Genomic DNA, 12,602 nt, shown 5'->3' on the forward strand with positions numbered 1-12,602 from the left:
CGGGTGTTGACCTGTTAATAAGTGCCCTGTGTGCGGCATGCAGTTTGGAAGTCGACGCCCGACACCGTAAACGACAATTACAATCAACGTTACGAGGGTCTAACCATGGAGCAGATATCTACTCCAGCTGGGACGCTACGCAAAAACGCATTAGGGATGTGGAACATCGTATTCTTCGTTCTCGCTACAAACGGGCCCCTAACAGGTCTTATTGGCGTTGTTCCAACCGCCATTTTGATGGGGAATGGCGTGGGTCTGCCCGGCGTTTTCCTGCTCGTGGGTGCTGTGTACCTCTTGTTTGCAGTGGGGTTTGTGGCGATGGGGCGTCACATCCGCAATGCCGGGGCTTTCTATGCTTACGTGGCTACCGGCTTGGGGCGTCCGCTAGGAGCCGCTTCGGCATTTTTGGCCATTGTGGCCTATGCCGGCATGCAAATCGCCTGCTACGGGTTGATCGGTTTCTTCACGTCAGAGACGCTTCTGCGCCTAGGCATCAACCTGGATTGGTGGGTCGCCAGCATCGGGTACGCAATTCTTGTACAGCTATTCGGTACCCGGAATGTCGAATTTAATGGGCGCTTCCTGGCTCTCCTGATGCTTGCCGAACTCGTCGTAATTCTGATCTTTGACATTGCGGTTGTTGGGCATGGCGGCGGTCCTGAAGGTTTTAGCACTGCGTCCTTCGTGCCTTCCAATGTCTTCGCCACTGGACTCGGAGCCGCTCTGGTTTTCGTGGGTGGTGCCTTCATGGGCTTCGAAACCACAGCGATTTATGCTGAAGAGGCTAGGGACCCGGCTAAAACGTTGCCGCGGGCAACCTTCACAGCATTGATACTGATCATGCTGTTCTACTCTGTATCGTCCTGGCTTCTCGTGGTCGCTATCGGCCCATCCATTGCCGTTGAGACAATTTCTCAAGATCCAGGGGCGATCTGGTTCCAGCTTTCTACAAAGCTCGTCGGTGTGGCGCTTTCAGACGCAATCAATATCCTGCTCATCACCAGCCTTTTTGCAGTGCTTCTTAGCTTCCATAACTCGCTCTCTCGGTACCTTTTCTCGATGGGACGGGAGCGGATCCTTCCAAGCGTGCTAGCTGTAACGCATAGCAAGCACCAGACGCCTTACGTTGCCAGCACGATCCAAACCTCGGTTTGCCTGGTTCTGCTTTTTGTGTTTGGCATCTCAGGTGCGGATCCGATCACCCAGGTCCTGCCGTTGGGCAGCGCTCCTGCAACCATTGGCATTCTCGCTGTGCAGTGCCTGGCCTCGATCGCGGTAATCCGCTACTTCCGCAAAAATCAGCTTGGCGTGAGTGTGTGGCAGCGCTTGATTGCCCCGTTTGTGAGCGCTGTAGCTCTGGCCTTTGGTGTGATTTTGATCATCAGCAACATGTCTCTGCTGACTGGCGGTGAGTCAATCTTCAACACGTTGATCCCACTGGGCATGTTGGCTGTGGGGATTTGCGGGATGGGGCTCGCCGGCTGGCACAGATGGCGCAATCCGCAGATCTACGCGAACCTGGGCCGAGTGCTCAACGAGGTTTAATCCCCACCACAGTGTCTTCTGATGGTGCTCCTTTGGTACCTCGGTTTGGCCAGCATTCGAAAGGGTGCTGGCCTTTTTTGTGCATTTGACCTGGACTCTCAGTCGCGGCGACTGGAACCTTAGAGGGGGCGACCGCGATTTTCATGCAGCTACCGGGCTAGGGAGGGTAGTCAATACAGCCTTCCGGCCAACTTCAGGGGATTGAATGCATTTTCCTGCATTGAGCGGCCTACTCGCATCAATTTAGCCCGCCCTGTCGGAAGCAGACAGCGCGTGCCCCGATCTGATCGGTTTCATCCCGGGCAGGCTAGGCCGCCTGCTCGGGGAATCTGGTCAGTTGAGTGAGCCAGTTTTGCTTCTGAACCCTCTAGGCGACACGCCGAATCTCGACTTGAATGCCCTGGAAAAGTGGCTCACATCGTTGAAGCCCCACGCGAAGGCCACGGCCGAGATTTTCTGAATATCGCTCTCCGACTCGAATTCTGAAGCGCACTTGTCCAGTCTTCTGTCCAGGATGTAGCGGCCGATCGACAGGCCGTGTTGGGCGAATATTCGGTGAAGCGTTCTCTTGGATGTACCCAGCTCGCTGGCGATCATCTCGGGGGTCAATTCAAAATTCGCAAGCTTAGCTTCGATGCAGCGTTGAGCTTTCTCGAAGTATGACTTCTGAACCCTTTCGCTGTACGTTGAGGCCTGGTTCTCAGATGAGGTAAAGGTCGGCCTAATCAGGCTGATCAGCGCTTCCATGACTGCCTCGAGATCCTCGCCGGTATCGTCTGCATCGAAGAATTGATTCGTGATGAAACCTGCGACCGTACCGATTCGGGAGCTTGAGCAGATCTTCTGATTTAGGATCAGTTGCTTGCTGTGAAGGCTGCTCTCCAGCTTGTGCCGAGGGATCACAATGGAAATCTGCTCTGACATTCCGGAGAAGTAGAAGTCACTCGGGCGCGAACTGTCCAACAGAACCAGATCACCTGGGGTGAGAATGCTTTGGGTACCACAATGATCCATCACCGCATCACCGGCGACCTGGTGGACGATATAGAAAAAATCGTGACCATCACGCTTGATATCTCTGACATCGCGATGAATGTGGGGGCAGTTGGCTCCGATCTTGGCCGCAGCATATCCGGGAACTGCCAGGTGGGCAGGTAGGATGGCACCCTCAAAACTCTCAATCCCTCGGGTCAGGGGCGGTTCAGGGTGAAAGGCTCCACATTGCTCCGCTAGCGTCGACTCCCAGAGCTGGTAGCCGGCTGATCCCTGTAAGCGATCATTGAGAGTCGAGGAATGGGTCATGGCGCACCTTTTTTGTATTCAGATGTTCGAAGCACGAAGCATCTGTTGTTGTGCAATTATTGAGCCGCTAAAGCCATTTGGACTAAGCGTATGATTTTTATACTAAAAATGTGGGGCATCATAAAGTGGTTTGTCCCCAATGCCACAGCCGAGGAGGTCGGCTACCCGCCGGGGCACCACAATAGGGTGCTTTGGTAACATGTTAATCATTTCTGGTGGGGCAGGTCCACTGTCCCGTTGAGCGAGCATTGGGCCCTGAAGTGTCGCTGTATGGGCGCGTATGCACCCACATCAGGGTGCGACCTTGCTGCCGATGGTGGGTGAGGGCAGAATTAGACCAAGGAGCACACCTGTACTCCTTGGGTGGAATTAGCATATTCAGCATTCGAGATTGCGAGCATGAGTAAGGATTTGACTGAGGCTGAGATGAGGCAAGCGCTGTTTGGCAGTGCTTCCCCGCCGACAATCGCTGCTTCTGCAACTGCCGTTGCAGAAAAAGCCACGCGTGTACGAGGGCAGGGGTTCTCGTCAAAATTGCTGGTTACTCTCCATGTCTCGAATGAGTTCGAGGGCGATTACCAGGTGGTCCAGCATGAGACCCCAACGCTGAGCCGACTTGTTGCTGAAATGGATGCCAAAAAGAAATTCAGCAAGAAATTCAAATACGTCACGGTCGTCTCAGTGGTTCAGGTTTGAAGCGAAAGCGCATCTGAGACCACCCCCCTTAACTTATCCAACCTGCGGTTCCTTCGCCATTGGCGGTATCTCCAGCATGCTCCTCCCATCGTGCTCAGGCGGCGTTGGATGGAGAAGGGCATTACAGATCGGTAGCCGCAAGCATCCGACGCCACGGCCGGCTGATTGCTGCTAACCGGCTGCCGGCGAGCATGTGCCTGTAAAGATTCTCACTCCATCTCCCCCTAAGACCGTTCTGGTCTGCGTAAATGAAAACCGACTAAAACCGCATTGGAAATAGACTAAAAAAGGACGATTTAGTCGATTTTATGGATTTTTGTAGCAGTTTTTGATCTTTTCTATCCCTAGACTTAAGCAATCCATCACCACTACAACTACAAGAAGGTGTGCCGTGGTTGCCAATAGTCTTCCAAAAAAGCTTCCGCCTGGAATCAAGCTTGATACCCAGCCAGAGGCTCTACAGCATTACGTTGCCTCACATCGTGTTCCTTGTGCTCTGCCGTTGGGGATTGCGCGTCCGAACACCCCTGAGCAGATCGAGCAGCTGGTCCTTTGGGCCCGGCAACACGAAGTAGCCCTGGTGACGGTTAGCTCCAGAGCCAACAAGCGCAGCCGTGCGGACACAGCTTTGGTTAAGCCGGCCCTGGTTGTGGATCTGTCTCAAATGCGTCGGATGATTCACGCAGATACCAAAGATGAGATCGCGGTCATTGAGCCTGGTCTGGATTTCGCAGAATTGGACGCGGCGCTTCTGAGTTCAGGATTGCGATCGATCAAGCCGTTCCTCCCTCGCCAAGGCAAATCTGTTCTGGCTACGTACCTCGAGCGAGAGCCTCCGATCGGGTCGAATACGCACTGGGACACTACTGACCCCTTGGCTGCGTTGAGCATTGTCTTCGGTAGCGGTGAGAGCTTCCGAACAGGTGGCGCATCTATCCCGGGTACGCTGGAGGAGAACCTTCAGCGTGGTAATCGCCAGATGATGGCGTCTGGTCCCTTGGTAACGGACTACGGCAGGGTGATTCTGGGCTCCCAAGGTACTCTCGGACTTGTCAGCTGGGCGTCAATCTACTGTGAAAGCATCCCTGCGATAGAAGAGTCTCGGTTCTACGGAGCCAACGAGCTAGGCGCCTTGACCGAACTGGCTAGGCTGCTTTCCTTGCACCAATTGGGCGCCCACTTCTTCATTCTGAGCGCCGCCCAACTCTCTCTCGCTCTCGCCGAGAAAGGAGGGGATTTTGAGCAGGTGCTACAGTGTGAGCAGAATGTCTTTGAATGGTACTTGTACGTAAATCTAACAGCAAATGATTACTTGCCCGAACAACGCATGGAATGGCAATTTGAATTGCTGTCTGACTTAGCGTCGCGGGCCAAGGCAACGTGGGTTGAGTCTATTGGCACGATTCTGCCTGCTACCTTCTCAAGGCGACTGCAAAATCCGCCAGAAAAGCACTATAAAGACGCGACTGGGAAAAAATACGCAGAGGCAATTTGCCTTACCCAATTGGATAAGTGCCAAGCGTTAGTAAGCGTAGTTCAAAAGCTTGTGAGTGATTTCGGTGCCAGCGCCCAGAGAAATATTCTGGTTGCAACGTATATTCAGCCGACCATCCAAGGAATCAGTTGCCATCTGGAGTTCACAATGTTCTCCGAGCCTGAGGATACCGCTCTGCTCATTGCGTTAGAGCGGCTAGTCGTATCGGCGCTTGCAGAAAACGGCGGATTCCTCAGTCGTCCATATGGCGATTGGGCAAAGATTGCGTATGAGCGGGATGCGAATATTGTTCCTTACCTGCGGAAGGTAAAAGATCTATTCGACCCGAGTGGGATTCTAAATCCAGGCAAGCTTTGCTTCTAAAAAAATAATTATTAGCTGGAGATGGACGCTATGTCGCTCGAAGAACGCCGAATCTATCAGGAGTCATGCACTCGCTGCTCCCAGTGCAAATTTGTGCCTATGCCTGAAAGTAAGAAATTTTCAGGGATCTGCCCCAGCGTGGATTATGGTAATTTCCACGCCTATAGCGGTGGTGGGAAGGTAATTACTAGCTATGCAATTCTCGAAAACAAGGCTGAAATAACGCCGGCGCTCATTGATAGTGTCTACGCCTGCACGATGTGCGGTGCCTGTGACACTACGTGCAAGACGAATATGGGTGAGAATGTGGAACCATTGGATACTATCTATGAGCTGCGCTCATTTTTAGCCAAAAATGGAAGTGTGCCCGACACGTTGAAGCAAATGGTCGAACAGTTGCGGGCCGAAGGGTCGCATCTGGGTAGAAGGAAAGAAAGAAGCCGATGGGCATCAGGTCTTAACATCAAAAATGCGCTGGAAAACAAAGTTGAAGTTCTGTTCCATGTTGGCGGCAGCATGGCATTTGATCAGTCTCAATGGCCCCAGCTTAAGCTTATCGTCGAATTGCTGACCCGTGCTCGGGTTGACTTCGGTATTGCCTTTGATGAGGAGCAAGACTCTGGCGGGCTCGCGTATGATCTCGGGTTCCGGGATGAGGCGCTGGCCTTAGCCGCCGCCACGCTTGATCGAGTTAAAGCATCAGGAGCAAAAATTCTGCTGGTGGCCTGTGCTGAGGAATTTGCCGCATTCAAAGGTCTCTACTCTCGAGTTGGCGTGGAATTCAAGAAAGTCCAAGTGATGCACGTGACCCAGTTCATCGAGAAGCTGCTGATCGAGGGCGCCCTGGAGTTGGAGTCAGTACCCGGACGTACAGTGACCTACCACGACCCTTGCAAGCTTGGGCGGCTGAGTGAACCTTACGAGCAGTGGTCCGGCCAATGGGAGACCGTGCTCAATACTGTGCCGGTTCCGAGCACGAAGCGGCCTGCACGATATGGCAACCAAGGTAACTACGGCGCACCGCGTCGCCTGCTAGGCATGGCAGGCGTCAAGATCCTTGAGATGGAGCGGAACCGGCAGTTTGCCTATTGCTGCGGTGCCGGAGCGGGCGCTACCGAAGCCTATCCAAAAATGGCTGAACAGGCAGCGCTTCATCGGCTTGAAGAGGCTAAAGCGACGGGAGCATCTTGCTTGGTAACCTCGTGTGCAGGATGTGAAAGACATCTTGGAGAAATTGCCCGGATCAATGCAATCGATATTGAGGTGCGAGATCTGGTTGGCTTCGTGGCCGGTCAATTCAAGGGAGGCAAGCAATGAGCAGCCTGCCGAAAGACATCTACGACGAACTCTCCCAGGTCGTCGGTGCACAGTACATCTCAGGAGACGACAGCGTTACGGCGAGTCACGACTGGTTCGGCCTGGGTGCTGACCCCTCGCCGCGGACGTTGCTGGACAAGCCACCAGCCGTCGTTGTCCTGCCGGCGTCGACTGAACAGGTTTCTGCCGTCATCAAGGTTTGTAACCGGCACGGAATCGGGTTCAAAGCGCATAGCACCGGCTACGGCAACTATGCTGGAGTGGGCACGGCCGGCTCCGTATCCATTGATCTTAGGCGTATGAATGGCCTGGAGATTGATGCCGAGAACCGTATGGCCATCATTGAGCCGTACGTTACCGCAGGTGAACTCATGGCAGAGGCCATGAAGCATAACCTGATGTGCCACATCATTGGCGCAGGCCCAGTGCATTCTCCTTTGGCCTCCGCGACCTCGATGGCAGGTGTTGGTTTGCCAGGGCACCACACAGGCAATAACTCCCGCAACCTGTTGTCGTTGGAATGGGTCACGCCAGAGGGTGAAATTGTCCGTATCGGTAGCAGTGGAAGTGACTGCGGTTGGTTCACAGGCGAGGGACCAGGCCCTGGATTCAGGGGAATGATTCGTGGCGTCCTCGGCGCTCTCGGCGGCTTGGGGGTTTTCACTCGCATTGGATATAAATTGTATCCGTGGGCTGGTCCGCAGCGACTGGAGTGGACCGGGGAGCATCCACAGCGTGGCGCAGTACTTCCCGAGCATTTTTCTCTCCACCAACTGAGCTGGCCGAATTGGGAGGCGATGACCAAGGGCACTTACGATATCAAGAACTCCCGCATCGCCACCTTGTTAACGCGTACCCCGCCATCGGGTATCGGGAATATTTTGACGGCTACAAACCGTGAATATTTCGAGGCAGAGGAAGCGGGTACGCTGCCTGAAGCAGCAACCGGTGCCACCGGTAAGGGCTGGACGGTGGTGCTGATGGCTTGGACCGCAAAAGAGCTAGCGTGGAAACATGCGGTGCTCGAGTCGCTTCTCAGTGCAACGCAGGGGCGCCAACTGTCGCTCGACCCACAGCATGAGCAAGTCATTTTTGCCAATGCGGTCACGTCGCTTTATGTCGCACGCTTCTGCCGGATGGGATCTGCCGCAGGCGTGAGCATGGGGATCTTTGACTCCTTCGGGCTGATACCTAAGGCGATTGAGCACAGTGAAGAACTGCTGGGCGACATGCAAAAGCCTGGTGGACCAATGATGAAAGCCGATACGGAGCAAAACTGGATGTGGTCCAGTGAGGGGCGGCATTTCTGGACCGAGAACAATCCCCCAGCCAACCGGTTTGAGCCGCGCAGTCTTGCAAGCGCAGTAGAGTTCATTGTCAGGTCTTTCATCAAAGGGGAAAAAGACCCCGTTGGCATCACCTTCTTCCTGATCGGGCCGGCAGCTGACATGTTCGGCAAGAAATTGGGCAATGCGCAGGTCTGGATGCGCAAAGTCAAGCAGATGTTTGATCCCAAGGACTTGTCTGACTCAAACGCTTTCGTTCGCTTGAAGGTGTCACCAGAGGCGCGTGCATGGCCAATTGTTAAGAATGTGCTTTTCCACCCTAAGTTGAAGCCACTGTTACAGCGGATTCTCGCTAAGCAATTCAAATAGCGAGCACATGCTTGCGTTGGGTTGTTCGCGTTATTGAAGGCAGGCTCTGTGGTATGGTCGTGAGCGAGGTGTCGTAGGTGCTTGGAGCTGAGATGATCACATCAAGAACAGCAAAGTCTGACCCCGCTGCTACAGGTCTGCCAGATTTGCTCAGTAACGCGATATCCGCTTTAAAGGTGGACTCGTCTGCCATCCTGGTCTTTGAGATTTTCGGGCCATGGGGGGTTAATGTTGAGTACGCCTATGGATTCAGCTGGACAGTTGTATCTGGCTGCATCTGGATGCAGCTTAACGGTAAGAACATAGAGAAGTTCAACCCGGGTGACACATTCATCTTTCCCAGGGGGACAGAGGGTAAGGTCTATACCTTGCTCTCATCTCCAGAGGCCAAACCTCAAGAAGCTTCGCATCTGTGGGAGCAGCAAAGCCTGCCTTCGTTCAAGCCCGGCCTGAGTATTGGCTGTCCTCGGCTCGTACGTTGGGGCGACGGCGCTCATCTGGATACGAAAATTGTCTCAACGGCTTTTGGTTTTAATGACAGGAAGCTAGGGCCTTTGATTGAGGCACTGCCAAGTCTGATGGTGGTTAAAGCGCCACAGGTTGATATGAGCTTCTTGGATATGTTGCTCAAATTTCCATTCGGTAAAGAGTCCGACAGCCAACCTGGTTATCTGGCAATAGCGGCTCAATCCGTACAATTGTTCCTGATGCATGCAGTTCGGGCATATGCGCTTTCAAGCACCGACTCCAAAATCGGTTGGCTAGGAGGGATGTCTGACCCAAGAATTTCCCGTGCGTTGGCCCGCATGCATGCGCAGCCAGAAGAGGATTGGGACCTGGCCAGGCTTTCAAGTGTGGCCGGAATGTCACGGTCTTTATTCGCGGCACGCTTTGTTGAGTGCATTGGCAGCTCGCCCAAAAAATACTTGGGCGCCTGGCGTATGCATTTAGCCCGTGAAGCACTCGCTGCTGGCGGGAAAACCGTGGCAGCGCTAGCTGAAAGCTTGGGTTATCAGTCTGAAGCGGCATTTCGCCTTGCTTTTAAAAAGTTTGGCGGGAAGTCCCCACGAGACTACGTCCGAAGCCTTAGGGACGACGGTGGTGAGGATAGCGGTTAACGTCGATGAAACGTGGCTGAGCGAGTGCTCAAGTCAGGGTGGATTAGTTTTTTTGGTTGGCAGTGAAAAGTTTCTGGCGTTCCAAACTTACGGGGCAAGGCGGTCATTTGCCTGAAATAATAATAAATGGAGTTCGAAATGTCTAACGTACCTTATGCAATGACTATTGGCGGTGAACGTGTCTTTGCCGATAACCTCGGCGAGGTAGTGAATCCGGCAACTGAAACTGTTGTATGTAGTTATCCGCTTGCTACGCGGGCTGATTTCGAACGTGCGGTGGCCTCCGCCAAGGACGCGTTTGTCTCGTGGTCGAAGACACCACTTGGCGTACGTCAAGCCAAGCTGCACGAGCTGAGTCAGCTGATTGAGCAAAAGAAAGACACATTCGTAGATCTGCTGATAACCGAACAAGGTAAGTCCCGAGCTGCCGCTGAGTGGGAAATCAATGGGTGTATCCATTGGTGCGACAAAATTTCCCGGCAGCACTTGGAAGACGAGGTTGTGGTCAGCAACCCCGATGAGGAAATCGTGACGCGCTATACGCCCATCGGCGTAGTTGGCGCGATCACGCCATGGAATTTTCCAGTGCTGCTTGCTGTTTGGAAAATTGCGCCGGCATTGCTGGTGGGCAACACCATGGTGCTCAAGCCATCTCCATACACGCCCCTCTGTACTCTGCTCTTGGGCGAGCTGGCACAGGCCGTACTCCCGGCAGGCGTGCTGAACGTGGTCTCTGGTGGCAATGAGCTGGGCCAGTGGATCACCGAACATCCCGATATCGGCAAGGTTTCTTTCACCGGCTCGACCGCGACTGGTCGACGAGTGATGCAAAGCGCTGCTAGCAATTTGAAACGCCTGACTCTGGAACTCGGCGGTAACGATGCCGCGATCGTGCTCCCTGATGTGGACCCCAAAGCAGTAGCAGGTCCTCTGTTCTGGGCCGCGTTTGCGAATAGCGCACAGTTCTGTGTGGCTTGCAAACGACTGTATGTACACGAGGATATTTACGATGAGCTGACCAGCGAGATGGTCGCTTACGCCGCTACGGTGAAAATGGGTAATGGCAAGGACGCAGGCACAGAGCTGGGCCCCTTGCAGAATCAGATGCAATACGAAAAGGTGGTTGAGCTACTGGATGACAGTAAAGCGAATGGTCACCGTTTCCTCCTGGGTGGCGAACTGCCAAGTGGGCCGGGCTACTTCGTACCGGTGACCCTGGTTGACAACCCTCCCGAGTCTTCCCGTTGCGTAGCCGAGGAAGCATTTGGTCCAATCTTGCCGATTCTGAAGTACCGAGATATCGAAGAGGTTATCGCGCGCGCCAACGACACTCCCTACGGGTTGGCCGGTAGTGTTTGGGGGCGGGACGTTGCCGAGGCTGAGCGCGTCGCTCGCCTTCTCGAGACCGGGACCGTCTGGATCAACCAGGCCCACATTTTCTCGCCAGATATCGCCTTTGGCGGTCACAAACAATCAGGCCTGGGAATTGAAAACTCACTGCATGGCCTTGCTGAGTACGCCAACGTTCAGACCATTCTGCGCAAAGGTAAAAGACCATGACTGTTCGCGAGTGCACGGCAGTCGGAGACTTGGTTGGTCTAGCGTCCCAGCGTTTCGGCGGGAAGGTGGCGATCATCTGCGAGGGCCAGAGCTGGACCTTTGAGCAGGTCAATGATGCCGCTAGCCGAGTCGCGCAGTACCTTCAAAACGCAGGGGTCGTGGCGGGGGATCGAGTAAGCCTCTACTCGCAGAACTGCCCGGAATGGATCGCTGGTTACTACGGAATTCTGAAGCTGGGTGCTGTAGTCAACCCTCTCAATCTGATGCTTTCCGCGGAGGAGGCTGCCTATGCAATCCGCGACTGTGGCGCCTCGGCCGTGCTGGGCGCTGGGGAGCTAGTTGAGAAACTTCTGCCAGTTATGGGAGAGGCCGCGCTAAAGGTAGTGGTTTCTCTTTCCGGCAATACCCCTGAGGGGGCAGTAGCGTTCACTGACGTTTTGGCTTGCGAACCATTAGCCAAACCGTACGTGAGCCTCGAGGGGGAAGAGCTTTGTACGATTGGATACACGTCGGGAACGACGGGTTTTCCGAAAGGAGCAATGCTCAGCCACAAGGCTATTCTCGTCAATGTGCGTATGACCTCGACGATGCATGTGAGGACGTCTCAGGACACAGCTCTGAGCGCGCTGCCGTGTTCACACGTGTACGGCAATATCGTAATGAACTCCGCTTTCCTGTGCGGCATGACGTTAGTGCTCCACAAGACATTCGATGTCACGGCCGTCCTTCAAAGTATCCAGGAGCACCGGGTGACGCTCTTTGAGGGCGTGCCGACGATGTACCACTACCTGATGTCTAGCGGCATGGTGAGTGGCTTCGATATCTCGTCCCTGACGCGCTGCACCATCGGAGGCCAAAGCATTTCAGCCGAAAGACTCGAGCAGATTGAGCGGCTGATGGGATGCCCGATCCTCGAGCTTTGGGGCATGACCGAACTTGGTGGATTGGGTACGACGCACAGTGCTTATGGTCCTAAACGCTACGGCTCGATTGGTGTGCCTCTGCCACACCTGGAGGCTCGTATCATCTCAACAGATGACCGAGCTAAACCGATGCCGTCGGGTGAGATTGGAGAGCTGCAAATACGAGGTCCCGTGACGATGACCGGGTACTTCGGCAAGCAATCTCAAACTCAGGAGACCTTGAGCGAAGAGGGGTGGTTAAGCACTGGCGACCTTGCGTACGCAGATGCTGAAGGGTTCTTGTACATAGTGGATCGTCTCAAAGATCTCATTATCACTGGCGGATTCAATATCTATCCGGCAGAACTCGAACGCGTGATTGGAGAGTACCCAGGGGTTGCGATGGTTGCTGTCGCTGGCGTACCGGACGATCTAAAGGGAGAGTTGGCTAAAGCTTTTATTGTGCAAAGTCCAGATGGAAGCATCGATCTTGATCTGCTCGAACAATACTGCCGAATGCGCTTGGCTGCCTATAAGGTGCCGCGTGCATTTCAGTTCGTCGATGCGCTCCCAACTACCAGCACCGGGAAGGTCCTTCGGCGGGAGCTTCGAAAGCTGGTATGACTTTATTTCAATTTGTATCGCACGC

At 54.1% G+C, this 12,602-nt stretch carries 9 protein-coding genes; 8 read left to right on the forward strand and 1 reads right to left on the reverse strand.

The genetic code is table 11. From position 1 onward, the window contains the following. Positions 1-105 precede the first annotated feature (105 nt). Positions 106-1,545 carry an APC family permease gene (locus tag BUQ73_RS08425; protein WP_079227425.1) on the forward strand — a complete coding sequence of 480 codons (1,440 nt, stop codon included), beginning with the start codon at positions 106-108 and terminating at the stop codon, positions 1,543-1,545. Between the two features lie 333 nt (positions 1,546-1,878). Here BUQ73_RS08425 and feaR read toward each other — a convergent pair whose 3' ends face one another. Further along, entirely contained in the window at positions 1,879-2,847 is a 969-nt protein-coding gene (feaR, locus tag BUQ73_RS08430; RefSeq protein WP_079227426.1) for a transcriptional regulator FeaR, read from the reverse strand. A gap of 399 nt (positions 2,848-3,246) precedes the next feature. Here feaR and BUQ73_RS08435 point away from each other — a divergent pair, with 399 nt between their 5' ends. From BUQ73_RS08435 to BUQ73_RS08465, 7 genes are all read left to right on the forward strand, one after another. Continuing rightward, the gene (locus BUQ73_RS08435) at positions 3,247-3,543 is read left to right on the forward strand and encodes a hypothetical protein (protein ID WP_079230508.1); all 297 of its coding nucleotides are present in this window, start codon (positions 3,247-3,249) and stop codon (positions 3,541-3,543) included. A gap of 391 nt (positions 3,544-3,934) precedes the next feature. Beyond that, entirely contained in the window at positions 3,935-5,401 is a 1,467-nt protein-coding gene (locus tag BUQ73_RS08440) for an FAD-binding oxidoreductase (RefSeq protein WP_161492837.1), read from the forward strand. A gap of 30 nt (positions 5,402-5,431) precedes the next feature. Further along, positions 5,432-6,718, forward strand: coding sequence for a (Fe-S)-binding protein (locus BUQ73_RS08445; protein ID WP_161492838.1), 1,287 nt, complete (start codon positions 5,432-5,434; stop codon positions 6,716-6,718). Next, positions 6,715-8,373, forward strand: coding sequence for an FAD-binding oxidoreductase (locus BUQ73_RS08450; RefSeq protein ID WP_079227429.1), 1,659 nt, complete (start codon positions 6,715-6,717; stop codon positions 8,371-8,373). Before BUQ73_RS08445 ends, BUQ73_RS08450 begins: the two co-directional genes overlap by 4 nt. 92 nt (positions 8,374-8,465) lie before the next feature. Beyond that, positions 8,466-9,491 carry a cupin domain-containing protein gene (locus BUQ73_RS08455; protein WP_079227430.1) on the forward strand — a complete coding sequence of 342 codons (1,026 nt, stop codon included), beginning with the start codon at positions 8,466-8,468 and terminating at the stop codon, positions 9,489-9,491. A gap of 138 nt (positions 9,492-9,629) precedes the next feature. Next, positions 9,630-11,051, forward strand: coding sequence for an aldehyde dehydrogenase family protein (locus tag BUQ73_RS08460; protein WP_237772751.1), 1,422 nt, complete (start codon positions 9,630-9,632; stop codon positions 11,049-11,051). Continuing rightward, positions 11,048-12,577, forward strand: coding sequence for a class I adenylate-forming enzyme family protein (locus BUQ73_RS08465; protein ID WP_079227432.1), 1,530 nt, complete (start codon positions 11,048-11,050; stop codon positions 12,575-12,577). The genes BUQ73_RS08460 and BUQ73_RS08465 overlap by 4 nt, the downstream gene beginning before the upstream one ends. Positions 12,578-12,602 lie beyond the last annotated feature (25 nt).

Origin of the sequence: Pseudomonas putida (assembly GCF_002025705.1) — a bacterium.
GTDB classification, from domain to species: domain Bacteria; phylum Pseudomonadota; class Gammaproteobacteria; order Pseudomonadales; family Pseudomonadaceae; genus Aquipseudomonas; species Aquipseudomonas putida_J.